The 26,489-nt window shown below is 71.1% G+C and carries 20 protein-coding genes and 2 pseudogenes; 19 read left to right on the top strand and 3 right to left on the bottom strand.

Annotation, left to right across the window (positions count from 1 at the left end):
• Nucleotides 1-133 precede the first annotated feature (133 nt).
• From ftsH to CLV68_RS01560, 13 genes and pseudogenes are all read left to right on the top strand, one after another.
• On the top strand, nt 134-2,494 hold the full coding sequence (gene ftsH / locus CLV68_RS01620; protein WP_121388860.1) for an ATP-dependent zinc metalloprotease FtsH: 2,361 nt from the start codon (nt 134-136) through the stop codon (nt 2,492-2,494).
• A gap of 45 nt (nt 2,495-2,539) precedes the next feature.
• A pseudogene (locus tag CLV68_RS01615) lies at nt 2,540-2,857 on the top strand (GTP cyclohydrolase I); the annotation flags it as partial.
• Between the two features lie 459 nt (nt 2,858-3,316).
• Nucleotides 3,317-3,664, top strand: a pseudogene (gene folE / locus CLV68_RS34450) (GTP cyclohydrolase I); the annotation flags it as partial.
• Entirely contained in the window at nt 3,661-4,494 is an 834-nt protein-coding gene (gene folP, locus CLV68_RS01605) for a dihydropteroate synthase (RefSeq protein ID WP_121388859.1), read from the top strand. The pseudogene folE and the gene folP, both read left to right, overlap by 4 nt.
• Complete coding sequence (folB, locus tag CLV68_RS01600; protein WP_121388858.1) at nt 4,491-4,856, top strand: dihydroneopterin aldolase; 366 nt, start codon at nt 4,491-4,493, stop codon at nt 4,854-4,856. Before folP ends, folB begins: the two co-directional genes overlap by 4 nt.
• Complete coding sequence (folK, locus tag CLV68_RS01595; protein ID WP_121388857.1) at nt 4,853-5,338, top strand: 2-amino-4-hydroxy-6-hydroxymethyldihydropteridine diphosphokinase; 486 nt, start codon at nt 4,853-4,855, stop codon at nt 5,336-5,338. Before folB ends, folK begins: the two co-directional genes overlap by 4 nt.
• Nucleotides 5,335-5,796, top strand: coding sequence for a DUF3180 domain-containing protein (locus tag CLV68_RS01590; RefSeq protein ID WP_121388856.1), 462 nt, complete (start codon nt 5,335-5,337; stop codon nt 5,794-5,796). The genes folK and CLV68_RS01590 overlap by 4 nt, the downstream gene beginning before the upstream one ends.
• Nucleotides 5,797-5,851: 55 nt before the next feature.
• Nucleotides 5,852-8,047 carry a DUF6779 domain-containing protein gene (locus CLV68_RS01585; RefSeq protein WP_121388855.1) on the top strand — a complete coding sequence of 732 codons (2,196 nt, stop codon included), beginning with the start codon at nt 5,852-5,854 and terminating at the stop codon, nt 8,045-8,047.
• 27 nt (nt 8,048-8,074) lie between these two features.
• Nucleotides 8,075-9,229, top strand: coding sequence for a PrsW family intramembrane metalloprotease (locus CLV68_RS01580; protein WP_121388854.1), 1,155 nt, complete (start codon nt 8,075-8,077; stop codon nt 9,227-9,229).
• Nucleotides 9,230-9,365: 136 nt separating this feature from the next.
• Nucleotides 9,366-10,256: a Rossmann-like and DUF2520 domain-containing protein gene (locus CLV68_RS01575; protein ID WP_121388853.1), complete on the top strand. Its 891-nt coding sequence runs from the start codon at nt 9,366-9,368 to the stop codon at nt 10,254-10,256.
• Entirely contained in the window at nt 10,253-11,146 is an 894-nt protein-coding gene (gene panC / locus CLV68_RS01570; protein ID WP_121388852.1) for a pantoate--beta-alanine ligase, read from the top strand. Before CLV68_RS01575 ends, panC begins: the two co-directional genes overlap by 4 nt.
• 12 nt (nt 11,147-11,158) lie before the next feature.
• The gene (gene panD / locus CLV68_RS01565) at nt 11,159-11,632 is read left to right on the top strand and encodes an aspartate 1-decarboxylase (protein WP_121388851.1); all 474 of its coding nucleotides are present in this window, start codon (nt 11,159-11,161) and stop codon (nt 11,630-11,632) included.
• Between the two features lies 1 nt (nt 11,633).
• Nucleotides 11,634-12,410: a type III pantothenate kinase gene (locus CLV68_RS01560; RefSeq protein ID WP_121388850.1), complete on the top strand. Its 777-nt coding sequence runs from the start codon at nt 11,634-11,636 to the stop codon at nt 12,408-12,410.
• Nucleotides 12,411-13,379: 969 nt separating this feature from the next.
• On the opposite strand, the gene CLV68_RS01555 is transcribed toward CLV68_RS01560, so the two are convergent.
• The gene (locus CLV68_RS01555; protein ID WP_121388849.1) at nt 13,380-14,120 is read right to left on the bottom strand and encodes a class I SAM-dependent methyltransferase; all 741 of its coding nucleotides are present in this window, start codon (nt 14,118-14,120) and stop codon (nt 13,380-13,382) included.
• Between the two features lie 127 nt (nt 14,121-14,247).
• Between CLV68_RS01555 and lysS the strand changes: the two genes are divergently transcribed.
• Both lysS and CLV68_RS01545 read left to right on the top strand, forming a co-directional pair.
• On the top strand, nt 14,248-15,702 hold the full coding sequence (gene lysS, locus CLV68_RS01550) for a lysine--tRNA ligase (RefSeq protein WP_121390884.1): 1,455 nt from the start codon (nt 14,248-14,250) through the stop codon (nt 15,700-15,702).
• Between the two features lie 181 nt (nt 15,703-15,883).
• A complete protein-coding gene (locus tag CLV68_RS01545; RefSeq protein WP_092779316.1) occupies nt 15,884-16,225 on the top strand; it encodes a histone-like nucleoid-structuring protein Lsr2 in 342 nt (113 codons plus the stop codon).
• 159 nt (nt 16,226-16,384) lie between these two features.
• On the opposite strand, the gene CLV68_RS01540 is transcribed toward CLV68_RS01545, so the two are convergent.
• Nucleotides 16,385-17,218: a (2Fe-2S)-binding protein gene (locus tag CLV68_RS01540; RefSeq protein ID WP_121388848.1), complete on the bottom strand. Its 834-nt coding sequence runs from the start codon at nt 17,216-17,218 to the stop codon at nt 16,385-16,387.
• A 375-nt stretch (nt 17,219-17,593) separates the two neighbouring features.
• Here CLV68_RS01540 and CLV68_RS01535 point away from each other — a divergent pair, with 375 nt between their 5' ends.
• Together CLV68_RS01535 and CLV68_RS01530 are read left to right on the top strand one after the other, a co-directional pair.
• Nucleotides 17,594-20,143: an ATP-dependent Clp protease ATP-binding subunit gene (locus tag CLV68_RS01535; protein WP_121388847.1), complete on the top strand. Its 2,550-nt coding sequence runs from the start codon at nt 17,594-17,596 to the stop codon at nt 20,141-20,143.
• A gap of 175 nt (nt 20,144-20,318) precedes the next feature.
• Nucleotides 20,319-23,501, top strand: a complete 3,183-nt coding sequence (locus tag CLV68_RS01530) for an AfsR/SARP family transcriptional regulator (RefSeq protein ID WP_170224031.1) — start codon at nt 20,319-20,321, stop codon at nt 23,499-23,501.
• Between the two features lie 51 nt (nt 23,502-23,552).
• Here the strand turns inward: CLV68_RS01530 and CLV68_RS01525 are convergent, their stop codons facing one another.
• Entirely contained in the window at nt 23,553-24,572 is a 1,020-nt protein-coding gene (locus tag CLV68_RS01525) for an endonuclease/exonuclease/phosphatase family protein (protein ID WP_170224030.1), read from the bottom strand.
• Nucleotides 24,573-24,687: 115 nt separating this feature from the next.
• Between CLV68_RS01525 and CLV68_RS01520 the strand changes: the two genes are divergently transcribed.
• Together CLV68_RS01520 and CLV68_RS01515 are read left to right on the top strand one after the other, a co-directional pair.
• On the top strand, nt 24,688-25,656 hold the full coding sequence (locus CLV68_RS01520; protein ID WP_121388844.1) for an ATP-binding cassette domain-containing protein: 969 nt from the start codon (nt 24,688-24,690) through the stop codon (nt 25,654-25,656).
• Nucleotides 25,653-26,450 (top strand): ABC transporter permease, encoded by a 798-nt coding sequence (locus CLV68_RS01515; protein ID WP_121388843.1) that lies wholly within the window; start codon nt 25,653-25,655, stop codon nt 26,448-26,450. Before CLV68_RS01520 ends, CLV68_RS01515 begins: the two co-directional genes overlap by 4 nt.
• The last annotated feature ends 39 nt before the right edge of the window (nt 26,451-26,489 follow it).

Raw genomic sequence — 26,489 nt, 5'->3', positions numbered from 1 at the left:
GCCCGGTGAGGGTGCCGACGCGGACGGTACTCTGGCAAGACCGGAGTGTGTGCCCCGTCCGGCTGGGCAATGGGTCGTCATTGCCCTCAGTGCACGTCAGGGAGGGTGGAGGCCGCCTCGCGGCCGTAAGTGAATGGACCGCAAGCGCCTGCTTCGCAACCCGCTGCTGTGGATCCTGGCGGTGTTGCTGATTTACTTCGCCTTCACCATGCTCTTCGACGACACCCGTGGCTACACCACGGTGCCGACGTCGAAAGCCATCGCGCAGATCCAGGCGGGCAACGTCAAGACCGCCGAGCTCGGTGACAAGGAACAGCAGCTCAAGCTGACCCTCAACGCCCCGATCGATCAGGACGGCAAGCAGGTCACCCAGGTCCTGGCGCAGTACCCGGCCGGGGCGACCTCGGAGATCTACAAGTCGCTGATCGCCAAGACCGGGACCGAGTTCAAGACCTCGGTCTCGCAGGACTCCTTCCTCACCCAGATCCTGATCTTCCTCATCCCGCTCGCGCTGCTGTTGCTGCTGCTGATGTGGATGATGAACAACGTCCAGGGTGGCGGCAACCGGGTGCTCAACTTCGGCAAGTCCAAGGCCAAGCAGTTGCCCAAGGACATGCCCAAGACGACGTTCGGCGATGTCGCCGGTGCCGACGAGGCTGTCGAGGAACTGCACGAGATCAAGGACTTCCTGCAGAACCCGGCCCGTTACCAGGCGCTCGGCGCGAAGATCCCCAAGGGCGTGCTGCTCTACGGCCCGCCGGGAACCGGCAAGACCCTGCTGGCCAGGGCCGTCGCCGGTGAGGCCGGGGTGCCGTTCTACTCGATCTCCGGGTCGGACTTCGTGGAGATGTTCGTCGGAGTCGGTGCCTCCCGGGTGCGCGACCTGTTCGAGCAGGCCAAGCAGAACGCCCCGTGCATCATCTTCGTCGACGAGATCGACGCGGTCGGCCGCCAGCGCGGCGCGGGCCTCGGCGGCGGTCACGACGAGCGCGAGCAGACCCTCAACCAGCTGCTCGTCGAGATGGACGGCTTCGACGCGCGCGGCGGCATCATCCTCATCGCGGCCACCAACCGGCCCGACATCCTGGACCCGGCGCTGCTGCGCCCCGGCCGGTTCGACCGGCAGATCCCGGTGTCGGCGCCCGACCTGACCGGCCGCAAGAAGATCCTGCAGGTGCACGGCAAGGGCAAGCCGATGGCCGCCGACGCCGACCTCGACAGCCTGGCCAAGCGCACCGTCGGCATGTCCGGCGCCGACCTGGCCAACGTGCTCAACGAGGCCGCGCTGCTCACCGCCAGGCAGAACGGCACGCAGATCACCGCGGCCGCGCTGGAGGAGTCGGTCGACCGGGTGATCGGCGGACCGGCCCGCAAGAGCCGGATCATCTCCGACAAGGAGAAGAAGATCACCGCCTACCACGAGGGCGGCCACGCCCTCGCCGCGTGGGCGATGCCGGACCTGGAGCCGGTGTACAAGCTGACGATCCTGCCCCGCGGCCGCACCGGTGGGCACGCGCTCGTCGTCCCCGAGGACGACAAGCAGCTGATGACCCGCTCGGAGATGATCGCCAGGCTGGTGTTCGCCCTCGGCGGTCGCTCGGCCGAGGAGTTGGTGTTCCACGAGCCGACCACCGGCGCGTCCAGCGACATCGACCAGGCCACCAAGATCGCCAAGGCGATGGTCACCGAGTACGGCATGAGCGCCCGCCTCGGCGCGGTCCGCTACGGCCAGGAGCAGGGCGACCCGTTCCTCGGCCGGTCGATGGGCCACGGCGCGGACTACTCGCTCGAGGTCGCGCACGAGATCGACGAGGAGGTGCGCAAGCTCATCGAGGCCGCGCACACCGAGGCGTGGGACGTGCTCAACACCTACCGCGACGTCCTCGACGACCTGGTGGTGGAGCTGCTGGAGAAGGAGACGCTCACCCGCAAGGACCTGGAGCGGATCTTCTCCAAGGTGGAGAAGCGGCCGAGGATCACCGCGTTCAACGACTTCGGCGAGCGCACCCCCTCGGACAAGCCGCCGATCAAGACCCGCCGCGAGCAGGCCATCGAGCGCGGCGAGACCTGGCCGGAGGACACCCCCCGCGAGCCGGTGCCGACCCCGGTCGGCGCCATCGGCGGCGCGGGCGACCTGCCCGGCGGTCCGCCGCGGGGCACCCCCGAGCTGCCCCCCGGCAACGGCGCCGCCCCCAACGGCACCCCGCCGTACGGGAGCCCGCCGCCCTACGGCTCGCCGCAGCCGCCGCCCTACGGCAGCCCGCCGCCGTACGGTCAGCAGACCGGCAGGCACGCGGGGCCGCCGCACTACGGCGCGCCGCCCGGGTGGACACCGGCGACCGGTCCCACCCGACCGTCCGGTCCGCACGACTCCTGGCAGCCGTCGTGGGGTGAGCGCCGCAACGACGCGCAGCAGCACCAGGGTGGTGGTCAGCCCCCCGCGGATCCCACGAACCGGGATCAGGACTCCGGTGGGCGCACCAACGGTTCCTGATGCGATGGTGGCGGCGTTGTGCCGCGACGATGGCGGAGGATACCGATGACAACGAGCCGTGACCGGGTCGGGACGTTCAGCACCCGCGAGGACGTCCCGACCCCGGCTTTCGACCAGGACCGCGCCGAGAAGGCGATCCGCGAGCTGCTGCTGGCCTGCGGCGAGGACCCCGACCGCGAGGGCCTGCTGGAGACCCCGGCCCGGGTGGCCAGGGCGTACGCCGAGCTGTTCGCCGGGCTCTACACCGAGCCGGACTCGGTGCTGGACAAGACTTTCGACGAGAGCCACGACGAGCTCATCCTGGTCACCGACATCCCGATGTACTCGACCTGCGTGCCGCACGGGCAGCCGGTGGACGCCGTCGGCGGTCCCCGCGCCGCGCAGGACATCCGGGTCGGTGATCCACTGTGGACCCTGGTGGACGGTCGCCGGGTGGAGACTTCCGTGATCGGCGTCACCGCCAAGCGGTCGCGCGACCTCGTCGAGGTGTCCACAGGCGCCGGTGTGTTCACCGTCACCGGTGATCATCCACTCGCGACCCCGCACGGTTGGGCCGAGGCGAAGGACGTCGCCGGGTCCCATGTGGAGTGGACCGGGATCGCCGCGCCTGCCAGGGAGCTGGTCACCGCGGGCGCCCCGGGTCAGGACGCGGAGTGGCTGCTGCGCCACGGGTTCGCCCGCGACGGGCACACCACCACCCTGGGGCAGTCGCAGTGGGTGCGGGTGGAGTCGGTGCGCGCGGTGGCCGCCGAGGCGACCGTCTACAGCCTCACCTGCGACCCGCACCCGACGTTCCTCATCGGCGGGCACCTGACGCACAACTGCGAGCACCACCTGGTGCCCTTCCACGGCCACGCCCACGTCGGCTACATCCCGAACGAGAAGGGCAACGTCACCGGACTGTCCAAACTGGCCAGGCTGGTCGACTTGTACGCCAAGCGGCCGCAGGTCCAGGAGCGGCTCACCTCGCAGGTCGCCGACGCCCTGGTGCGCAAACTCCAGCCACGCGGGGTGATCGTGGTCATCGAGGCCGAGCACCTGTGCATGGCCATGCGCGGCATCCGCAAGCCGGGCGCCCGCACCACCACCTCCGCGCTGCGCGGGCTGCTCAAGAGCTCGCCGTCCACCAGGGCCGAGGCCATCCAGCTGATCAACGGGCGCAGCCGGTGACCCTGCTGCCCTCGCCTGGTCGGTGCGCGGTCGTGGGCGTGCTCAACGTGACGCCCGACTCGTTCTCCGACGGGGGTCGGTACCTGCACGTCGACGACGCCATCGAGCACGGTGTGCGGATCTGGCGCGGCGGCGCCGACCTGGTCGACGTCGGCGGTGAGTCCACCAGGCCGGGTGCGCTGCGGGTGGACGCCCCGACCGAGATCGCCAGGGTGGTCCCGGTCATCAGGGAGTTGGCCGCCGCCGGGGTGCGGGTCAGCGTCGACACCACCAGGGCGCTGGTCGCCGAGGCCGCCGTCGCCGCGGGCGCGGTCGTGATCAACGACGTGTCCGGTGGGCTCGCCGACCCGGACATGGCCAGGGTCGCCGCCGAGACCGGGGTGCCGTGGATCCTCATGCACTGGCGCGGGCACAGCAGGGACATGGACGCCCTCGCCGAGTACACCGACGTGGTCGCCGAGGTCAGGGCCGAGTTGCTGGCCAGGGTCGACGCCGCGCTGACCGCCGGTGTCGCCGAGCAGGCGATCGCGATCGACCCGGGCATCGGGTTCGCCAAGAACAGCGACCACAACTGGGCGCTGCTGCGCGAGTTGCCCGCGTTGGTCGACCTGGGGTTCCCGGTGTTGGTGGGGGTCTCGCGCAAGCGGTTCCTCGGCAAGCTCCTCGCCGACGCCGAAGGCGCTCTCCGCCCGCCGCGCGGCCGGGAGGACGCGACGGCCGCGGTGTCGGCGTTGGTCGCGTCAGCGGGGGCCTGGGGGGTGCGGGTGCACGACGTGCGGCGCTCGCTGGACGCGGTCGCGGTAGCCGCCGCTATGACAGGAGACCGATGACCGATCGGATCACCCTCACCGGGCTGCGCGTGCGCGGCAACCACGGCGTGTTCGAGCACGAGAAGCGCGACGGGCAGGACTTCGTGGTCGACATAACGCTGTGGATCGACCTGCGTGAGGCAGCGGCAACCGACGACCTCCAGCACACCGTGCACTACGGCGAACTGGCCGAGCGCGCGGCGGCTGTCATCGGTGGACCGTCGCGGGATCTCATCGAGACGGTGGCCGCCGAGATCGCGGACGGCGAGATGACCGATGCGCGCGTGCACGCTGTCGAGGTCACAGTGCACAAACCGAGCGCGCCTATCCCGCTCAGCTTCGCCGACGTCGCGGTGACCGTGCGCCGCTCCCGCCGCCGGTGAGCCGGGCGGTCCTCTCACTCGGTTCCAACCTGGGCGACCGGTTGGCCAACCTGCGCATCGCCGTGGACGGACTCGCGAACGCCCTTGTCGCGCTCTCGCCTGTCTACGAGACGGCCGCGTGGGGCGTCACCGACCAGCCCGACTTCCTCAATGCCGTGTGTGTGGTGGAAGACGCGGTCACAGACGCCTGGGGATGGCTGTGGCGCGGTCAGGCACTGGAGAACGCGGCTGGACGAGTCCGTGAGCAGCACTGGGGGCCGCGGACGCTCGATGTGGACGTAGTGGTGGTCGACCGTGTCATCAGCTCGGAACCGGATCTGATCCTCCCGCACCCGGGAACCCACGAGCGCGCCACGGTGTTGATCCCGTGGCTGGACATAGACCCGGACGCGGTCGTACCCGGGCTCGGTAGGGCTGACGCGTTGTTGGCGGGCCTTGATGTCAGCGGAGTCCACCGGCGCGACGACCTGGAGTTGCGATGACCTTCACCAAACCCCGTGACCTGGTGCTCGCCGGGCTGGTCGGCGCGGTCGTCGTCTACTTGGCACTGCGCGTCCTCTACGGCGATCTGCCCCCGTTGCCCCGCCTCGCCGGAATCACCCTATTGGTGCTCGCCGTCGTGGAGGCGCTGTTCGGGTTCGGCCTGCGCGACCGGATCAAGGGGACGGGCAAAGCGGTGCAGCCGCTGACCGCCGCCAGGGCCGTCGCACTGGCCAAGGCGTCCTCTGTGCTCGGTGCCATCATGGTCGGCGCCTGGCTCGGTGTCCTGGGATATGTGCTGCCGGAGAGCGCCGAGGTGGCCGCAGCCAAGCACGACGTCGCCAGCGCCGTCGTCGGTGTGGTGTGCGCCGCCGCGCTCATCGCCGCGGCGCTGTGGCTGGAGTCCTGCTGCCGCACCCCGGACGACCGCGATGACCAGCGACGGGACCCGATCAGGTAAACATCGTGCCCGCCATTTGATCTCGCTGAGATAACGGGCGGGTACGGTAGGCGCCATGACCGGCCGGACTGACCCCCCAGCACAGGGCTCCCGCGGTGCGCGCGCCCTGCTGCTCGCCGCTTTAGGTCTGGCCCTGGCCTCGACAGCGGTGCTGGTGCTCAGCGACTCGCTGCGGTGGATGCGGCTCGGCGTCGTCGCCGCGCTGTGGGCCGCCCTCGCCGGGGCCTTCCTCGCCGCCCGCTACCGCAGGCAGGTCGCCGACCGGGCCGACGAGGCCACCGAGCGGCAGCGCGTGTACGAACTCGAACTCGAGCGCGAGGTCGCCGCCCGCCGCGAGTTCGAACTGGAGGTCGAGGCCACCACCCGGCGCAAGGTCGAGGCGGAGACCTCCGACGACCTCACCGCGCTGCGCGAGGAACTGCACCACCTCCGGCACAGCCTCGAGGCGCTGCTCGGCGGCGAGGTGCTGGTCGAGCGCTTCGCGCTGCACGCCGAGGCCACCCGCATGCGCGGCATCGCCGACAACGCCATCGCCGCGCGGCCAGCCAACCCGGTCCGGCACATCACCGCTGGCGGCGACCCGGACACCCAGCTCATCGGCAGGGTGGCCCGCAACCAGTGGGTCCGCGACGAGGACCCGGACCGCATCGACCCCGACTGGACCCCGTCCTGGGAGTCCTCGCGGCAGTCGGCGCCCATCCCGGCCCAGAACCGCGTCAAGCCGCTGCGCCGCGAACCCGCCCGCGCGAACGCCGAGGCCAGCCAGGACTTCGAGCCCGTCCGCCGCGACCCCGCCGCCCCCCAGCGCCCCGCCGCGCCCCGGGAAGCCGCTCGCGCGGGCGCCACCAACCCGCCCCGCCGCGACCCGGCCCCGGCACGCACCGGTGCCTACGCCGCGATGGCGAGCCAGCAGTTCGAGCCGGTCCGCACCGGCCCCGAGGCCAGCCAGGAATTCGGTCCCGTCCGGGCGGGTGCCCAGGGCCGGGACGCGAGCCAGGTCCGCAGCGCAGGCCCGGCTCGGTCGGAGCAAGCCCGCAACGGTGCGTACGCCGCGGAGCCCGTTCGCAACGGTCATGGTCCCGAGGCCAGCCAGGAGTCCGGGCCGGTTCGCGCCAACGGGCGTGCAGGCAGCCCGGCCCGATCGGATGTGAGTCAGCAGTTCGAGCCCGTCCGCAATGGTGCTCATGGTCCTGAGGCGAGTCAGGAGTTCGGCCCGGTTCGTGCCCAGGGTCGGGATGGTGTGCGAGGCGGCCCGGCCTCGTCGCACACCGGTGCCTATGCCGCGGATGTGAGTCAGCAGTTCGAGCCTGTTCGCAATGGTGCTCATGGTCCTGAGGCGAGTCAGGAGTTCGGCCCGGTTCGCGCTCAGGGTCGGGATGGTGTGCGAGGCGGCCCGGCCTCGTCGCACACCGGCACCCATGGCTCCGAGGCGAGCCAGGTCCGACCGGGGCACCCAGCCGCTCAGACGCGCACGCCCGGCCCCGCTCGGCCTGAGTCCACCCGCAACGGTGCCGCGCGCAACGGTCACGGCCCCGAGGTGAGCCAGGAGTTCGGCCCGGTCCGCCAGGACACGGGCCCGGCACGGGCGGGTGCCCACGGGCACGCGGCTCCCGGGCCTGCGGCGAGCCAGCAGTTCGGGCCGGTCCAGCAGCAGCCCAGGCGCGAGGCGACCGCGCAGGTGCCGGTGCGCAACGGTGCGGAGCGCGCCCCTGAGGTGCGCCGTGAGGTCTCCGCGCAGGCACCGGTGCGGCAGCAGCCCGCGGCACCTGTCCGGCCGCGCCAGGAGACCGGCCAGGAGTTCCGCCCGGCCGCGCGCGAGGCCCAGCCGACGCCCGGTGCCGTCCGCGACATGCCCGCGCCCGGCTCGGTGCAGCGTCCCCGGTCCGCAGAGCGCACCGAGGTCGCCATGACGCCCGCGCCCGACCCCGCCCTGACCTCCGCCGCACCCGAGCGTGCCCTGGCGCCCGCCGCACCCGACCGTGCCCTGATGCCCGCCGCACCCGACCCAGGTGGTCGCAGGCGCGCGGTGACCGGCACCTTCCCCCCGGTCAACGCCCAGCACGCCGACCAGGACCCCGGCGGCAGGCGCCGCAGGGCCGAGGGCGCGCCTGCCTGGCACGAGAGCATCGCCGCCGAGGAGCCGCAGGAGGACACCGGGTCGCACTCCTCCGGCAAGTCCGTCAGCGAGCTGCTCGCCGCGCACGGCACCGGTGGCTCGCCGCGCCGCCACCGCCGCCGCGGCGAGGACTGACCGCGCCCGGCCCTATGATCATCTGTCGTGTCTGACGGGGTTCCGCGACGGCATCTGCCGCGCCGGTTGACGGTTCTGGTTCCGGTGGCGGGCTTGGTCGTGCTCGCCGGGTGTGGGTTGACGCTGCTCGCGTTGAGCTACGCCAGAGTGGGGCTGCTCGCCGAGCTGGTCGGCGTCGGTGGCGCGCTGCTGCCCGTTGGGCCGGTGGTGGCCGCGTTCCTGTGGGTCGACCGGTGGGAGCCGGAGCCCGCCCGGCTGCTGTGGCTGGCCTTCGCCTGGGGCGCGTGCGTCGCGGCGATCACCGCGCTGCTGATCAACAACACCGCCGAGGCCGTCGGCGACCTGCTGCTCGGCAAGGGGCAGGGCGACAAGATCAGCGCCATGGTGTCCGCGCCGCTGTTCGAGGAGGGCGTCAAGGGCGCGTTCGTGCTGGGCATCCTGCTGTTCCTGCGCGAGGAGTTCGACGGTGTCGTGGACGGCATCGTCTACGCCGGACTGGTCGCGGCCGGGTTCGCCTTCACCGAGAACATCTACTACTTCGGCCGCGCGTTCGCCGAGTACGGCTTCGGCGACAGCACCTCGCCGGGGGTGCTCGCCGCGTTCATCCTGCGCGGTGTCCTCTCGCCGTTCACCCACCCGCTGTTCACGGTCATGATCGGCATCGGGTTCGGCGTCGCGGCCAGGTCGACCTCGAAGCGCACCCGGGTGCTGGCGCCGCTGCTGGGCTACCTCGCCGCCGTCGTGCTGCACGCGCTGTGGAACACCACCGCCACCCTCGGGAACGCGGACACCTTCCTCAGCGTGTACTTCCTGGTGATGGTGCCGGTGTTCGGCGCGGTCGTGTACTTCGTGCACTGGCAGCGCAAGCGCGAGCAGCGCGTGGTCAGCGCGGGGCTGGTGGCCATGGTCGACGCCGGGCTGGTCGTCCGGTCCGAAGTGGACCTGCTGGCCAGCCTCAAGGGCCGCCGGAAGTGGCGCGCGCAGGTCAGGGCACAGGCGGGCGGGCAGGCGGCGCGGGCGGTCGAGGTGTACCAGAGCGCGGTCAGCGAACTGGCCTTCCACCGGCACGCCATGGCGGTCGGGACCGCGGGCCCGGCGGCGGCCGACCGGGAGGCGCGGCTGGTCGGGATCGTCCGCGAGTCCCGCCGCGCCGCGGTGGATGTGGCGCGCGCGACCCGGTGAAGCACATCACCCAGCCCCCACCCGGATCCGCCGCGGTGGCTACTCTCGTGGCGTCGTCCGGTACCCGCGCCGATGCGGGACTGGAACGAGGCGAGGGAGCGCAGTTCGCCATGTCCCGCACGCTAGGTCGCCCGTCATGAGCAGGCCCGCGCGCCTGTCGGTCGGGGTCGTCTCCGCCGGTCGGGTCGGTGCCGTCCTCGGTGCCGCGCTCACCCGCGCGGGCCACACCGTGACCGCCGTCTCCGCGGTGTCCCGCGAGTCGCTGCGCCGAGCCGAGCAGCTGCTGCCCGACGCCGCCGTCCTCCCGCCCGACCAGGTCGCCGCGATCGCCGACCTCGTGCTGCTCGCCATCCCCGACGACGCGCTGCCCGGCATGGTCCGCGGCCTCGCCGCCGCCGGTGCGCTGCGACCGGGCCAGATCGTCGTGCACACCTGCGGCGCCCACGGCGTCGAGGTGCTGGAACCGGCCGTCGAGCAGGGCGTCCTCGGGCTCGCGCTGCACCCGGTGATGACCTTCACCGGCCGCGCGGAGGACCTGCAGCGCATCGTCGCGTGCAGCTTCGGGGTCACCGCGGCCGACGACGACGAGGTCGCCTGGAACGTCGCCGAGGCGCTGGTCGTGGAGATGGGCGCGGAGCCGGTCCGGGTGCCCGCAGCGGCCCGCCCGCTCTACCACACCGCCCTCGCGCACGGCGCGAACCACCTGGTCACCCTGGTCGGCGAGTGCGTCGACCTGCTGCGCGACGCCGGGGTCGCCACCCCGCAGCGCCTGCTCGCCCCGCTGCTGTCCGCCGCGCTGGACAACGCCCTGCGCCACGGCGACCGCGCCCTCACCGGCCCGGTGGCCAGGGGGGACGCGGGCACCGTCGTCCGGCACGTGCGGGTGCTCGCCGAGCAGGCCCCGCACATGCTGCCCGCCTACCGCGCACTGGCGATGCGCACCGTCGGCCGCGCCACCGAGGCGGGCCTGCTGCGGCCCGACCTGGCGCCCGACGTCACCGCCGCGATCGAGGAAGAGACCCGATGAGGGCCAAGCCCAGCTTCACCGCAGGTCAGCTGCACCGGCACACGTCGCCGGAGGAGTTGGCCAAGACCACCCGGGCGTTGCGCGCCACGGGCCGCAAGATCGCGTTCGTGCCCACCATGGGCGCGCTGCACGACGGCCACCGCGAGCTGATGAGCCGCGCGCGCCGGATCCCGAACACGGTGCTGGTGGTGTCGATCTTCGTCAACCCGCTGCAGTTCGGCGCGGGCGAGGACTTCGACCGCTACCCGCGCCCGCTGGAGGCCGACCTGGAGGTCTGCGCGGCTGAGCGGGTCGAGCTGGTGTTCACCCCAGAGCGCGAGGCCCTCTACCCCGAGGGCGCGCAGGTCACCGTCCACCCCGGACCGCTCGGCGACGAGCTGGAGGGCGCGGTCCGGCCGGGGCACTTCGCAGGCGTGCTGACCGTGGTGGCGAAGCTGTTCAACATCGTCCGACCCGACTACGCGCTGTTCGGCGAGAAGGACTACCAGCAGCTCGCGCTGATCAAGAAGATGGTCCGCGACCTGGACATGGACCCGCACGTCATCGGCATCCCCACGGTCCGCGAGCGCGACGGGCTGGCCAAGTCCAGCCGCAACGCCTACCTCGACGCCGAGCAGCGCACCGCCGCGACCGCGCTGTCCGCCGCGTTGACCGCGGGCGCGTACGCCGGTGCCCAGGGCGCTCAGGGCGTGCTCGCGGCGGCCGAAGCCGTGCTGGTGGGCACCCCCGAACTCGAGGTCGACTACCTCGCGCTGCGCGGACCCGACCTCGGCCCCGCCCCCGACCGGGGCGAGGCCCGACTGCTGGTGGCCGCCCGGCTCGGCGGCACCCGGCTCATCGACAACGTCGCGCTGCACCTCGGCGGCGGCGAACTCGGAACGCACGGATAGGAGAGGTCCGCGATGTTGCGCACGATGCTCAAGTCCAAGATCCACCGGGCCACCGTCACCCAGGCCGACCTGCACTACGTCGGCTCGGTCACCGTCGACCCGGTGCTGCTGGAGGCGGCCGACCTGCTGCCGGGCGAGAAGGTCGCCATCGTCGACGTCACCAACGGCGCCCGCCTGGAGACCTACGTCATCGAGGGCGAGCGGGGCAGCGGGGTGATCGGCATCAACGGGGCCGCCGCGCACCTGGTGCACCCCGGCGACCTGGTCATCCTGATCGCCTACGGCGTGATGGACACCGCGGAGGCCGCCGCCTACGAGCCCAGGGTCGTCTTCGTCGACGCCGACAACCGGGTCGTGCACCTCGGCGCCGACGCCGCGCACGCTCCGGCCGACTCCGGCCTGCTCAGCGGCGCCGCGACGGCCGAGCCGCCCGCCGAGACCGTGGACGCGGCCAAGCTCGACGCCCTGCTCGCCGCCGAGAGCTGACGTGCTGCTCACGATCGACGTCGGCAACACCAACATCGCGCTCGGCGTGCACGACGGCGACGAGCTGGTGCGGGACTGGCGGATGCGCACCGACGCCAGGATGACCGCCGACGAACTCGCGCTGACCACCCGCGGCCTCCTCGGCCCGCACGCCGACCAGATCACCGGCGTCTCGGCGCTCTCGACCGTGCCCGCCGTCCTGCGCGAACTCCGGGCCATGCTCAGCGCCTACTACCCGCGCGTGCACCGCGTGATCGTCGAACCCGGCGTCCGCACCGGCGTCCCGCTGCTGGTCGACAACCCCAAGGAGGTGGGCGCCGACCGGATCATCAACACCCTCGCCGCCCACCACCTGCACAGCACCGCCTGCGTCGTGGTCGACTTCGGCACCTCCACCAACATCGACGTGATCTCCGCCAAAGGCGAATTCCTCGGCGGCGTCTTCATGCCGGGAATCGAAATCTCCGTCGACGCCCTAGCCGCCCGAGCCGCCGCCCTCCGCAAAGTCGAAATGGTCCGCCCGCGCTCGGTGATCGGCAAGAACACGGTGGAGTGCCTGCAATCCGGCATCATGTACGGCTTCGCAGGCCAAGTGGACGGTCTCGTCCACCGCATCACCGCCGAACTCACCCGCACCGGCCACACAGGCCCAGTAACCGTAATCGCCACCGGCGGTTTGGCCCCTCTGGTGGTCGATGAAGCCGAAACCATCAACCACCACCTCCCCAACCTCACCCTCCTGGGCCTCCGCCTGGTCTACGACCGCAACCGCCGCTAACACCAGCCTCCAACCCACTCGGCCCTCACAATCGTTGGCCAACCACGCGCCCCCGAACAACGTTGGCCCACACCCGGCCCTCACAGACGTTGGCCAGCCACGCGCTCCTCGGATCCGCTGGTCCGAACGTGCCCTTCTCGGTCGTCGGCCCCCACGTGCCCTTCTACGACGTTGGCCCGAAACCGCTCCTCGGATCCGCTGGTGCCAGGCCGGCTCGATGGGGTGGACTTGTTTTGTGTGGGGGAGCACCAGTCGTAGCGTCGTTCGCGGACAGGGCCATGCTCTTCGGCCCCTGCTTTGCGGTCCTGCCACGGCTGGTGTCGGGGCCCCACGCAAAACAAGTCCACCGCATCGAGCTTGGCTCGTAAATCGCGCTTGGGCCAATGCCGCAGGCGAGGCGTGGTCGTCGATGGCGAAGCCGAGCGCGAGAGCCGGACACCCCTCAGCTCAAGATCAAACCGCTCAAAGCAGCCCCCGATATACAGCCTACCGAGAGCCGCCGACAGAACACCCCAACCGACCCAGCCCCTGTGGACAACTCGCCAGGCAGCCCCCACGGCCGTTGGATCTTGAGCTGGGGTTCTGTGGCTCTCGGTCTCGCCTGCGGCGTCGACGATCGACGGCTCGCCTTCGGCATTGCGTAGGGGCGCGAGTTTCGAGCTTTGCTCGATGCGGCGAACTTGTTTTGCGCGGGGCCCCGACAGCACCCGTGGCAGAACCGCAAAGCAGGGGCCCAAAAGCAGGCCCTGCCGCGTGGACGACGCTACGGGTACTGCTCCCCCACACAAAACAAGTCCGCCCCATCGAGCCGGCTTGGCACCAGCGACTCCGAGGAGCGCGTGGTGGCCAACGATGTTTAGGGGCGCGGTTGGGCCAACGACCGTGAGGAGCGCGTGTTTGGCCAACGTTGTTCGGGGGCGCGTGGTTGGCCAACGCCTGTGAGGGCCGGATAGGGACTAAGACCGTCCGTCAAACCCGAACGGCCCGCACCCCCGTGGTGATGATCGGCCGATCGAACTCCCCCTGTGAGGTCTCCGGCCGCGACCACAGATAAGTCCGGATCTTGTCGAAGATCCTCGCCCGCTCCGCCGCGTCGATCACCAGCAGGTGCGAGTGCGTCCCCAAGCTGGCCAGCATCGACTCCACCGTCCGCCGCTGCGCGTGGTGCCAGGTCTGCTCCTCGGCCTCTCCCAGCAGCGCGTGCCGAGGCGTGTGCTCGTCGAGCCCCTGGAGGTCGCCGACGCTGGAGCGGGTCAGTTCGTTGAGTTCGGCGAGCCACGGCACTGAGGTGTCGTCGTAGTTCCACAGGGCGCCGAAGACGCCGCCGGGGCGGAGGACTCGGGTGATCTCGGTGAGGGCTTCGGGGTTGTTGAACCAGTGGAACGCCTGGCCGGTGATGACCACGTCGAACGAGGCGTCGGGGGCGGGGATGTGTTCGGCGGTGCCCTTGAGCGCGGGGACGTCGGGCAGCAGGCGGGTGAGTTCGGCGCGCATCTGGTCGTCCGGCTCGACGGCGGTGACCTCGAGGGCGAACTCCAGCAGCGTCTCGGTGAGCTTGCCGGTGCCCGCCGCCAGGTCCAGGACGCGGGTGCGGTCGCCGACGACCCACTCGACGGCCGCGTCCGGGTAACGCGGTCGGTGCCGGGCGTAGGCGACCGCGTTGCTCCCGAACGACGCGGCGCGCTTGGCGAACAACTCGGGATCGTGCATGGGGCAACCGTAGCCACAGCGGGTGTGGATACCCGTTTGGGTCGCCATCGGCGCTCTCCGTACCCTTCCCTGCGTGACCGACGAGCTGCCAACGGACCCCGCTACCGGCGAAGACCTGCCCGAACAGATGCGCGTCCGCCGCGACAAGCGCGCGCGGCTGCTCGCCGGTGGCGTCGACCCGTACCCCGTCGAGCTGCCCCGCACGCACTCGCTGGCCGAGGTGCGGGCCGCCTACCCGGACCTCCCGTCGGACACCGCGACCGGGGACAAGGTGGGTGTCACCGGCCGGGTGATGTTCATCCGCAACACCGGCAAGCTGTGCTTCGCGACGCTGCGCGAGGGCGACGGCACCGAGTTGCAGGCCATGCTGAGCCTCAACAACGTCGGCGAGGACGCGCTGGCGGCGTGGAAGGGCGATGTCGACCTCGGCGACCACGTGTTCATCGCCGGTGAGGTCATCACCTCCCGCCGCGGCGAGCTGTCCGTGCTGGCCGACGGGTGGCAGCTCGCGGCGAAGGCGCTGCGCCCGCTGCCGGTCGCGCACAAGGACCTGGCCGAGGAGACCCGGATCCGGCAGCGCTACGTCGACCTGATCCTGCGCCCGCGCGCCCGCGACACCGTGCGCAGCCGCGCCGCGGTGGTCCGGTCGCTGCGCGAGAGCTTCCACGGCCGCGGGTTCGTCGAGGTCGAGACCCCGATGTTGCAGACCATGCACGGTGGCGCCACCGCCCGCCCGTTCGTCACCCGCTCCAACGCGATGGACATGGACCTGTTCCTGCGCATCGCCCCCGAGCTGTACCTCAAGCGGTGCGTGGTCGGCGGCCTGGAGAAGGTCTTCGAGATCAACCGCAACTTCCGCAACGAGGGCAGCGACTCGTCGCACTCGCCCGAGTTCGCGATGCTGGAGTACTACGAGGCGTACGCCACCTACGACACCAACGCGGTGATGACCCGCCAGCTGGTGCAGGAGGCCGCCGACGCCGCGTTCGGCACGCAGGTCGTCACCCTCGCCGACGGCTCCGAGTACGACCTGTCCGGCGAGTGGACCACGCTGACCATGTACGGCTCGCTGTCGGAGGCGCTCGGCACCGAGATCACCCCGCAGACCCCGGTCGAGCTGCTGCGCAAGCACGCCGCGGACCGCGAGCTCGAGGTCGACCCGAAGTACGGGCACGGCAAGCTCGTCGAGGAACTGTGGGAACACCTCGTCGGCAACCACCTGTACGCACCGACGTTCGTGCGGGATTTCCCGGTGGAGACCTCGCCGCTGACCCGCCAGCACCGCACCGAGCCGGGTGTCGCGGAAAAGTGGGATCTGTACGTGCGCGGTTTCGAGCTCGCCACCGGTTACTCCGAACTGGTGGACCCGGTGGTGGAACGGGAACGGCTGGAGGATCAGTCCCGACTCGGTGCTGCCGGTGATGACGAGGCGATGCGCGTCGATGAGGACTTTCTGCGCGCGCTGGAGTACGGAATGCCACCCTCGGGTGGGGTGGGAATGGGTGTTGATCGCCTGTTGATGGCGCTCACCGGTCTCGGCATCCGGGAGACGATCCTGTTCCCGCTGGTCCGCCCGGAATGACCCGTTCGGGTATCAGGCACTAACGCAATCCGCTGGATTTGCGCTAGCCTGCCCCCGGCAAGTATTTCTCCCAGTCGCTGTTGCTCACCGTCGAGTCGGTGCACCGCCACCGGGTGCTCCGCCGCGTTCGCCGGGCGTGACACCCGGCGGGAGCAGGCAGTTCCACGCCGGAGGAGGCGCGATGGTGCAGAAGGTCACGGTTTCGCTGGTCGACGATCTCGACGGGTCGACGGGCGAGGAGACCGTCGAGTTCGGTCTCGACGGCGCGGCCTACCAGATCGACCTCTCCTCCGACAACGCGGAGAAGTTGCGCGACATACTCGCCGACTTCGTCGAGCACGCCCGCCGTTCCGGTGGTCGCAAGCGCGTACCCGGCAAGGTGACCGGTCGACCGCGCACAGCGACCGCGGATCGGGAGCAGAACCAAGCCATTCGGGAGTGGGCGCGCAAGCAGGGCATGAAGGTGTCCGACCGCGGCCGAATCCCGACCGAGGTTCTCGACGCTTACAACGAGCAGGCTTGAGGCCACCCGCGCATAAGAGGCTGCCGCCCGAAGGGGACGGCAGCCTCTTGCGCTTCTGGTGATCGTTTGTTAGCGCGGGCCGGAATTCAGTGCGTTCCCGGTGATTCCCAGTGCTGAATCACCGGGAATCGTCTCGACCGGGGACCTTTCGCCTTTGCGCTACGCCGGTTCCGCTTTGCGCCGCAGCCGCGGGCAGGACTCACAGGTCCCCTGGCCCTCGGCGAGCAGGTAGTGGAAACAGCAGCTCTCGCGCCGCCTGGTCCAGCCGCTGCTGTCGGGCGCGGGGCGCAGGGTCGAGCCCGAGGTGAACGGCGCGGGGCCGTCGCCGAGCACCAGCGCCGCGTCGAGCACGCCGTTGTCCTCCGCGCCGCCGTAGCGGCCCGCCAGCCACAGGGAGCTGTCCAGCACGTCGGTCGCCGCGGCCCACAGCATCCGCTTGCCCAACCGCACCTGCGGCCCGTACACCTCGACGAAGCGCGCGGCGTGCGCGGCGAACCGGCCCCGCAGCAGCGCCGCCAGCGCCTGCTCGTCGGGCACCACGGTGGCCTCCGGCACGCCTGCGGCCGGGTCGTCGGGCAGGCAGACGAAGCGCGGCGAGAGCACGGCGATCGAGTCCGGGTGCGGACGCGGCTCGGCCATCCGGAACGCCAGGTCGGCCGGGCGCAGCGACGGGATGCGGCGCTCGTGGTGGAACAGCAGCCCGGCCAGGTAGCCGGGGACCCACAGGTACCAGGTCATCACGTAGCCCGCGGTGGTCCGATCGGGCGAATCCGCGTACTTGTCGCGCAGCCAGCCGCCCAGGCCGTCGCGCCACTGGTCGAAGGCGCCGGGGGTGCGCAGGAACTCGTCGCAGCCCACCCAGCGGTCGGTGGACTCGGGGAGGCCGAACCGCAGCTCCGCGCGGGACTGGCGCGGGTTGACCCGAGCGAGTGAATCCGCCAGGAAGCCGTGCCGACCGCGCGCGGCTACGGTGGTCCGGTAGCCCGCGGTCATCGCGTGCCACGTCCCGGGCGGGCATCCGCCCAACGGAGGCTCAGGTTACTCCGCACGGTCGTCCCCTTCCTGGGCCTTCCGCTAGTGAGGCATGCCTTACCTTACCTGGTGGTCCCGGTGTCCGTCCGGCGCCTGGCAGGAAGCTGCCCCACCTGGGCGGGTGGTCTTGTTCGCGCTCAGCGGACACGCCACGTCTTGCGGAATCCACCCGGGCACCCGCACGTTGGGTAGACGAGAAGGGGATCGGCAGAGCTGGGCACCGGCCGCGAGTGGCACTGAAGGCCGGGGTCGGGCCTACTACAGTGGTCTCACGGTGCTGACTCCACGTGCAGGACGTGGACAAGGGCCGCCGGCGCAGCTGTCAGGGAGTGGCGAATGTTCGAGAGGTTCACCGACCGCGCGAGGCGGGTGGTCGTCCTGGCTCAAGAAGAGGCCAGGATGCTCAACCACAACTACATCGGCACCGAGCACATCCTGCTCGGGTTGATCCACGAGGGCGAGGGCGTCGCAGCCAAGGCTCTTGAGTCGCTTGGCATCGCCCTGGAGGGCGTGCGGCAGCAGGTCGAGGAGATCATCGGGCAGGGGCAGCACGCGCCGTCCGGTCACATCCCGTTCACGCCGCGGGCCAAGAAGGTCCTGGAGCTGTCCCTGCGTGAGGCCCTGCAGCTCGGCCACAACTACATCGGCACCGAGCACATCCTGCTCGGTCTGATCCGCGAGGGCGAGGGTGTCGCGGCGCAGGTACTGGTGAAGCTCGGCGCGGACCTCAACCGCGTCCGCCAGCAGGTCCTGCAGCTGCTGTCCGGGTACTCGCAGGGCGGCAAGGAGTCCACCGAGACCGGCGGCCGCAGCGAGGGCACCCCCTCGTCGTCCCTGGTGCTCGACCAGTTCGGCCGCAACCTCACCGCCTCGGCGCGCGAGGGCAAGCTGGACCCGGTCATCGGGCGCACCAAGGAGATCGAACGGGTGATGCAGGTGCTGTCGCGGCGCACCAAGAACAACCCCGTGCTGATCGGCGAGCCCGGCGTCGGCAAGACCGCCGTCGTCGAGGGCCTCGCCCAGATGGTGGTCAAGGGCGAGGTGCCCGAGACGCTCAAGGACAAGCAGCTCTACACCCTGGACCTGGGGTCCCTGGTCGCGGGCTCGCGCTACCGCGGTGACTTCGAGGAGCGCCTGAAGAAGGTGCTCAAGGAGATCAAGACCCGCGGCGACATCATCCTGTTCATCGACGAGATCCACACCCTCGTCGGCGCGGGTGCTGCCGAGGGCGCGATCGACGCCGCCTCCATCCTCAAGCCCATGCTGGCCCGCGGTGAGCTGCAGACCATCGGCGCCACCACCCTCGACGAGTACCGCAAGTACGTCGAGAAGGACCCGGCGCTCGAGCGGCGCTTCCAGCCGATCCAGGTCGGCGAGCCCTCCCTCGAGCACACCATCGAGATCCTCAAGGGCCTGCGCGACCGCTACGAGGCGCACCACCGGGTGACCATCACCGACGCCGCCCTGGTCGCCGCCGCCACGCTGGCCGACCGCTACATCAACGACCGGTTCCTGCCGGACAAGGCGATCGACCTGATCGACGAGGCAGGCGCGCGGATGCGCATCCGCCGGATGACCGCGCCGCCGGACCTGCGCGAGTTCGACGAGAAGATCGCCGACGTCCGTCGGGAGAAGGAATCGGCGATCGACGCGCAGGACTTCGAGCGGGCCGCGAAGCTGCGCGACAACGAGAAGCAGCTGCTCTCGCAGAAGGCCGAGCGGGAGAAGCAGTGGAAGGACGGCGACCTCGACGTCGTCGCCGAGGTCGACGACGAGCAGATCGCGGAGGTGCTGGCCAACTGGACCGGCATCCCGGTGTTCAAGCTGACCGAGGAGGAGACCTCCCGGCTGCTGCGCATGGAGGACGAGCTCCACAAGCGCATCATCGGCCAGGAGGACGCCGTCAAGGCGGTCTCGCAGGCGATCCGCCGCACCCGCGCTGGCCTGAAGGACCCGAAGCGCCCGTCGGGCTCGTTCATCTTCGCCGGTCCGTCCGGTGTCGGTAAGACCGAGCTGTCGAAGGCGCTGGCGAACTTCCTGTTCGGCGAGGACGACGCGCTCATCCAGATCGACATGGGCGAGTTCCACGACCGCTACACCGCCTCGCGGCTCTTCGGCGCGCCCCCCGGGTACGTCGGCTACGAGGAGGGCGGCCAGCTCACCGAGAAGGTGCGCCGCAAGCCGTTCTCGGTGGTGCTGTTCGACGAGATCGAGAAGGCGCACCAGGAGGTCTACAACACCCTCCTGCAGGTGCTGGAGGACGGCCGCCTGACCGATGGCCAGGGCCGCACGGTGGACTTCAAGAACACCGTGATCATCTTCACCTCCAACCTGGGCACCCAGGACATCTCGAAGGCGGTCGGCCTCGGCTTCACCTCCGGCACCGACACCGGCTCGAACTACGAGCGGATGAAGAACAAGGTCAACGACGAGCTGAAGAAGCACTTCCGCCCGGAGTTCCTCAACCGCATCGACGACATCATCGTGTTCCACCAGCTCAACGAGGCGCAGATCATCACCATGGTCGACCTCATGATCGCCCGCGTCGAGGCGCAGCTGCGGAACAAGGACATGGCCCTCGAGCTCACCGACAAGGCGAAGAAGCTGCTCGCCAAGCGCGGGTTCGACCCGGTGCTCGGTGCCCGCCCGCTGCGCCGCACCATCCAGCGCGAGATCGAGGACCAGCTCTCCGAGAAGATCCTCTTCGGCGAGATCGCGCCCGGTCACATCATCCTGACCGACGTCGAGGGCTGGGACGGCGAAGAGGGCAGCGCCGACAAGGCCCACTTCGTCTTCCGCGGCGAGCCCAAGCCCACCCGGGTGCCGGACTCGCTGCCCGTCGAGCTCTCCGCTTCCGGGGACTCCGACGCCGCGGCAGGCGAGTGATCTCCTAGCCAGCGCCACCACAGTGGGCGGTTCCCCTCGGGGAGCCGCCCACTGGCGTCTCCGCCGCTGTCGGGTCGCGGGGCGGATAGCGACAAACCGCCCCGATCGGCGGCCGGGCAACGGGATCGGCCGTGCCTTGCGAAAACCGGTACCGCTGATCTGGGAAGCTGTAGTCGTGCAGGTGTCGTTGCTCGGCCCGCTGCGCCTCGTCGGGGAGGACGGGGCGGCGGTCGCGGTGGGCGGGACCCGGTTGCGGGTGCTGGTGGCCCGGTTGGCGTTGGACGCCGGTCGGGTGGTGTCGGTGTCCGAGCTGGTCTCGGGCCTGTGGGGCGACGACCCTCCCGCAGACGCGACCAACGCGTTGCAGTCCCTGGTGTCGCGGCTGCGGCGGGGGCTCAAGGCAGGGGCGGACGGACTGGTCGAGTCGCACCCGGCTGGGTACCGGTTGGCGATCGCCGCCGACCAGGTCGACGTGCACCGGTTCGAGCGGCTGGTGGCCACCGGGCGGGCCGCGCTGCGCGAGGAGAGGTACGCCGAGGCGGCCAGGGTGCTCGCGTCGGCTGAGGAGCTGTGGGCGGGACCCGCGCTGGCGGGCTTGGCGGACGCACCGTTCGCCGGTGCCGTTGTGGCGCGGCTGGAGGAGTTGCGGGTCGGCGCCCGTGAGGACCGCATCGATGCGGCGATCCGCGATGGCGGGCACGGCGAGGTCATCGCCGAGTTGACGACGCTGGTGGCCGAGCACCCGTTGCGGGAGCGGCCCGCGGCGTTGCTGGTGAAGGCGTTGTTCCTGGCCGGTCGGCAGGCCGAGGCGCTGGCGGTCTACGAGCAGGCGCGCCGGGTGCTGGCCGATGAGCTGGGGGTCGAGCCGTCGCCCGAGCTGCGGGAGCTGCACGTCTCGGTGCTGCGCGGCGAGATCGCGCCCGCCCCGGCCAAGGTGGTCACGGCGTCGTTGACCAGCTTCGTGGGGCGGCAGGTCGAGCTCGCCGAGGTGACCAGGCTGCTGGACTCCACCAGGCTGGTCACCCTGCTGGGCCCCGGCGGTGCTGGCAAGACCCGGCTGTCCAGGGAGGTCGTTGCCGAGCAGGACGGCGTGTCGTGGTTCGTCGAGCTGGCCGGGGTCCGGGCGGCCGACGACGTGACCGCGGCGGCGTTGGCCGCCCTGGGGATCCGGGAGTCACGGCTCATCGAGACCCACCCGGCGCCGAGGACCGGTACCGCGCTGGACCGGTTGGTCGAGGTGCTCGGCAGCCAGCGCAGCCTGCTGGTCCTCGACAACTGCGAGCACCTCATCGAGGCGGCCGCGGCGCTGGCAGACGCGTTGTTGGCCAGGTGCCCGCGGCTGCGGGTGTTGGCCACTAGCCGTGAACCGCTGGCGATCACCGGTGAGGCCGCCTACCCACTCGGCCCGTTGGGTCTACCGGGGGAGACAGCGCTGCCGGACGAGGTGACCAAGGCCGACGCTGTCCGGTTGTTCGCTGACCGCGCCACCTCCGCGTCACCGGGGTTCCGGCTGGAAGAGGACAACGCTCGTGTGGTGGCCGAGATCTGCCGCGGCCTCGACGGGCTACCGCTGGCGTTGGAGCTCGCGGCGGCGCGGCTGCGGTCGATGACGGTCGGCCAGATCGCCGAACGCCTGCACGACCGGTTCCGGCTGCTCACCGGCGGTAGTCGCACCTCGCTGCCCAGGCACCGGACGCTGCGCGCGGTCGTCGAGTGGAGCTGGGACCTGCTGGAGAAACCGGAGCGGGTGCTCGCGGCCCGGCTGTCGGTGTTCCCGGTCGCCGCGCTCGCCGAGTCCGTCGCCGCCGTCGCCGCCGATGACGACCTGCTGCCCGCCGACGACGTGGTCTACGTGCTGGCCGCGCTGGTCGAGAAGTCCATTGTGGTCGCCGACGCCGGCCGTGACGGCCAGGTGCGGTACCGGATGCTGGAGACCGTGCGCGCGTACGCGGCCGAGCGGCTCACCGAGTTGGGGGAGACCGACCGCGCGCGGGAGATGTTGTGCCGCTACTTCTTGTCCTACCTCGTGGAGGCCGAACCGCGGCTGCGCGGTTCTGACCAGGTTCGGTGGCTGGCCAGGGTCACCGCCGACCACGAGAACCTGCTCGCCGCGCTGCGGTACGCGATCGCCATGGGGGACGCGGACCTGGCGCACCGGCTGGCGGTCACCGCGGGCTGGTTCTGGATGATCAGCGGCCACCACCGGGAGGCGCTGACGCTGGTCACCGAGGTGGCCGCGATGCCGGGTGACGCGCCGCCGCACGCCAGGGCCACGCTGCGCTCGATGGCCACGTTCGTCGAGGCCGCCGGTGTTCCCGACAAGGACGTGATCCGGGAGCTGCGGGCCGAGCTGGTCGCCACCGACGCGATGGCGCACTACCCGATCATGGTGATGATGGAGCCGATGCTGGCCGCGTTCGCGGGCGATGTCGACGACGCGATCGCCGGGCTCGAACGCGGCGACAAGCACCCCGACCCGTGGGCGCGGGCCCTGTCGCTGCTCGCGGCGGCTTTCCTGCACGACAACCGGGGCGCGCTGGCCGAGGCGGAGGACAGCGGTGAGCGCGCGTTGGCGGCGTTCCGCGCCCTGGGTGACCGCTGGGGGCAGGCGATCGCGATCGGGCAGGTGTCGGACCGGCGGTCGATGCGCGGTGACCACGCGGGCGCGGTGCTGGCCAACGAGGAGTCGGTGCGGCTGGTGACGGAGCTGGGGGCGATCGACGAGATGCCGGGGGCGCTGGGCAGGCTCGGCCTGCAACGCGGCCGCGCCGGTGACCTGGTCGGTGCCGAGGCCGACCTGCGCCGCGCCCTCGACCTGGCCGCGTCGTCGAGCACCCACGAGAACCAGGCCCTGCTGTACGCCTGGCTCGCCGCCGTCGTCCGCCTGCGCGGCGACCTCCCCGAGGCCAAGTCCCTGATGGCCCGAGGCCAAGCCCTCCGCGACGCCGACGGCAACCACAACCACCACTGGCACGCCCTCTACAGCGGCCTGGCCGCCCAGATCGCCCTGGCCGAACACGACCCGGACACGGCACTGACCCACCTCACCACCGCCCTCACCGCCATCTCCGACATCGGCGACATGCCCATCATCGGCACCATCGCCGAACTCGCCGCCCAAACCCTGCTGGCCCAAGGCACCCCCGACTTGGCCACCCGCATGCTCGCCCTGGCCGAGGTGATCCGCGGCGCCCCCGACCTGGGCAACCCGGAACTGGTGGACCTCCGCGCCCGCCTCGCGGAAGCCCTCGGCCCAGACCCCTTCACGACCACCTACGCCGCGGGCTTGGCCCTGGACCGCTCGGCTGCCCTGGTCGAACTGCACCAAGCCCTCGGCACCAAGCCACCCACGCCATAGCACCCCCGCATCGTGTCCATAGTGGACAAAGACGGCGCGGACAGGGCGGATCTACCGGGGGAGGGCCAGTTCGGCGAATACCGCGTTGTGGTCGCTGCCAGGCAGGTCGTAGACGGCGACCGAGGGGGCGCCGATGCGGCGGTCCAGGACGATGTGGTCGATGGTCACCGGGGGGCTGGGGGGTGACTTGGAGGACCAGGTGGGTCGCATGCCCTCGCCTGCGAGTTCGGCGGCGTCGTTGTAGCCGCGGTCCAGGAGGCCGGTGAAGGCGTGGTGGTCAAGAGTGGCGTTGAAGTCACCTGCCAGCACCCGCGGTCGGCCGTAAGAGTCGGGTCCGGGCAGGCTGGCGAGTTCGCGTTGCCAGGTCTTGCGGGCCGTGTCGTTGGTCGTTGGCGGCACGATGTGGATGGTGACGACCTCGATGTCGACTGGGCCGGACAGGTCGACGACGGCGGCGACGTTCTCGAATTGGGTGTTCTCGACCAGGGAGATCTGCCGCAACGGAATGCGGGACAGGATCCCTCCGCCCTCTCCGCCCGGTACCGGCTGCACCGCCCGGTAGGGCAAGAGGTCGCCGAGCCCGGCCGCGTCGAGCTTGCTGAGTGCGGCAGGAGTCAGCTCTTGCAGCGTCAGGACGTCCACCTTCGCGTCACGGACCAGTGACACCAGGACGTTCGGGTCGCCGCGGCCGATCATCAGGTTCGCGCTCATCAGCCGCACCCGCTGGCCCTGCGGGATCGGGTCGCCGTCAGCCAGCAGTCGGGGGATGAGCAGCACGCCGAGTGACAGCGTCAGCACCAGCGCCACCGCGGTGAGGACCTTCCGGCGCAGGGCCAGGGCGAGCAGCGTGACCAGCAGGCCGTACCCGGCGATGTACGGGGTCAGCGCCAGGGTGATGGCGGTCAGGTTGTTGCCGTCGATGCCGCCCAGGCGCATCACCGACACCGCGATCAGCGGCGCGACCAGCAGGGACAGGAAGAACGTGACCCCGCGGCGGCGTCGGCGGCGGGGTGGCGCGGTCGGGTCCTCGTCGGTGGGGACCGCCAAGTCCTCGGTCTGGTGCGCCGTCATGCACCCAGGATGCCTGAGAAGTCCGGACAGCGTTGTCAACCGCTGACAGTGTCCTGTGCTCGGTTTGACAGCGCGGGGGGCGACTCTAGGTTCGAACGAGAAGGAGGGGGCGAACATGTCCTACGCGATCGAGGCCGAGGGGCTGGTCAAGCGCTTCGGCGACACCGTGGCCCTGGACGGGGTCAACCTCGCGGTACCGCCAGGCAAGGTCCTGGGGGTCCTTGGTCCTAACGGCGCCGGTAAGACCACCGCGGTCCGGGTGCTGGCAACGTTGTTGCGCGCTGACGAGGGGTGGGCGCGCGTCGCCGGGTACGACGTGGCCACCCAGGCCACCGCGGTGCGGGGGATCATCGGCCTGACCGGGCAGTACGCCTCGGTCGACGAGGACCTGTCCGGCACCGAGAACCTGGTGCTGATCGGCAAGCTGCTCGGCCTGTCCAAGGCCGACGCCAAGGCCAGGTCGGCCGAGCTGCTGGCCAAGTTCGAGCTGTCCGACGCCGCGAGCCGGTCGGTCAAGACCTACTCCGGTGGCATGCGCAGGCGCGCCGACCTGGCCGCGAGCCTGGTCGGTCGCCCGCAGGTCCTGTACTTGGACGAACCCACCACCGGCCTGGACCCGCACAGCCGCAACGAGGTGTGGGCGACCGTGCGCGGCCTGGTCGACGACGGGGTGACCGTGCTGCTCACCACGCAGTACCTGGAGGAGGCCGACCAGCTCGCCGACCTCATCACCGTCATCGACCACGGCAAGGTCATCGCCGCGGGCACCCCGTACGAGCTCAAGCGCCGCACCGGTGGCCAGAGCCTGCAGGTCCGCCCGACAGTGGCCGCCGACACGCAGGCGATCGCGACGATCCTGCGCGAGCTGACCGGCATCGAGCCGCTGGTCAACGCCGACGCCGGCCTGCTGTCCACCCCGGTCGACAACCCGCTGCTGCTCTCCAGCGTCGTGCGCAGGCTCGACGAGGCGGGCATCACCGCCGACGAGATCGGGCTGCGCCTGCCCAGCCTCGACGACGTCTTCCTGACCCTCACCGGCCGCACCACCCCCACCACTCCGGTCCCCGAAGGGAGCCTGGCATGACCACCGCGACCGCCCCCATCACCCACGTCAGCCCCGGCAGCGCGCTGCGCCACGGGTTCACCCTCGCGGGCCGCGCCGTCACCAAGGTCCGCAAGAACCCCGAGTCGCTGCTGGACGTGACGCTCCAGCCGATCATCTTCCTGCTGCTGTTCGTCTACCTGTTCGGCGGCGCCATCCAGGGCAGCACCGACGCGTACCTGCAGGTCCTGCTGCCCGGCCTGATGGTGCAGAACATCGCCTTCGCCAGCCTCGGCACCGGCATGGCGCTCAACGCCGACATCACCAAGGGCGTGTTCGACCGGTTCCGCAGCATGCCGATCGCCCGATCGGCACCCCTGATCGGCGCGGTGCTCGGCGACATCGTGCGGTTCGTGGTCACGCTGACCGTGCTGCTCGTGGTCGCGGTCATCATGGGCTTCCGGGTGCAGACCGACCCGGGCCGCTTCCTCATCGCGATCGCGCTGCTGATCGCGTTCGGGCTGTGCCTGTGCTGGGTGTCGGTGTTCGTCGGCATGCTGGTCAAGAGCCCGCAGGCCGTCCCGGGCACCCTGGTCGCCTTCATCTTCCCGCTGACCTTCGGCAGCAACGTCTTCGTCCCGTCGGACTCGCTGCCCGGCTGGCTCCAGGTGTGGGTCGACATCAACCCGGTCACCCACCTCGCCAACGCCGCCCGCGGCCTACTCCTCGGCGGCGACTGGGTCGCCAACGCGGGCTGGGCCTTCCTCTGGGCAATCGGCATCGCCGCGGTCTTCTTCCCCCTGGCCCTGCGTGCCTACCGCAGGCGCGTCGGCTGAGCACCACCAACCGAGAACGGCGCGGCAGGGACAACCCTG

The organism is Actinokineospora cianjurensis (genome assembly GCF_003663795.1).
Classification (GTDB): domain Bacteria; phylum Actinomycetota; class Actinomycetes; order Mycobacteriales; family Pseudonocardiaceae; genus Actinokineospora; species Actinokineospora terrae.
This window is presented reverse-complemented; position numbering and strand designations above follow the sequence as displayed.

Excerpts from the sequence above, each read along its gene's own strand:
- CLV68_RS01555 (WP_121388849.1), bottom strand. The coding sequence starts at position 14,120 with ATGCACGATCCCGAGTTGTTCGCCAAGCGCGCCGCGTCGTTCGGGAGC.
- CLV68_RS01515 (WP_121388843.1), top strand. The coding sequence starts at position 25,653 with ATGACCACCGCGACCGCCCCCATCACCCACGTCAGCCCCGGCAGCGCG.
- panC (WP_121388852.1), top strand. The coding sequence starts at position 10,253 with ATGAGGGCCAAGCCCAGCTTCACCGCAGGTCAGCTGCACCGGCACACG.
- ftsH (WP_121388860.1), top strand. The coding sequence starts at position 134 with ATGGACCGCAAGCGCCTGCTTCGCAACCCGCTGCTGTGGATCCTGGCG.
- lysS (WP_121390884.1), top strand. The coding sequence starts at position 14,248 with ATGCGCGTCCGCCGCGACAAGCGCGCGCGGCTGCTCGCCGGTGGCGTC.
- CLV68_RS01520 (WP_121388844.1), top strand. The coding sequence starts at position 24,688 with ATGTCCTACGCGATCGAGGCCGAGGGGCTGGTCAAGCGCTTCGGCGAC.
- CLV68_RS01540 (WP_121388848.1), bottom strand. The coding sequence starts at position 17,218 with ATGACCGCGGGCTACCGGACCACCGTAGCCGCGCGCGGTCGGCACGGC.
- CLV68_RS01585 (WP_121388855.1), top strand. The coding sequence starts at position 5,852 with ATGACCGGCCGGACTGACCCCCCAGCACAGGGCTCCCGCGGTGCGCGC.
- panD (WP_121388851.1), top strand. The coding sequence starts at position 11,159 with ATGTTGCGCACGATGCTCAAGTCCAAGATCCACCGGGCCACCGTCACC.
- CLV68_RS01590 (WP_121388856.1), top strand. The coding sequence starts at position 5,335 with ATGACCTTCACCAAACCCCGTGACCTGGTGCTCGCCGGGCTGGTCGGC.
- CLV68_RS01545 (WP_092779316.1), top strand. The coding sequence starts at position 15,884 with ATGGTGCAGAAGGTCACGGTTTCGCTGGTCGACGATCTCGACGGGTCG.
- folB (WP_121388858.1), top strand. The coding sequence starts at position 4,491 with ATGACCGATCGGATCACCCTCACCGGGCTGCGCGTGCGCGGCAACCAC.
- CLV68_RS01575 (WP_121388853.1), top strand. The coding sequence starts at position 9,366 with ATGAGCAGGCCCGCGCGCCTGTCGGTCGGGGTCGTCTCCGCCGGTCGG.
- CLV68_RS01535 (WP_121388847.1), top strand. The coding sequence starts at position 17,594 with ATGTTCGAGAGGTTCACCGACCGCGCGAGGCGGGTGGTCGTCCTGGCT.
- CLV68_RS01525 (WP_170224030.1), bottom strand. The coding sequence starts at position 24,572 with ATGACGGCGCACCAGACCGAGGACTTGGCGGTCCCCACCGACGAGGAC.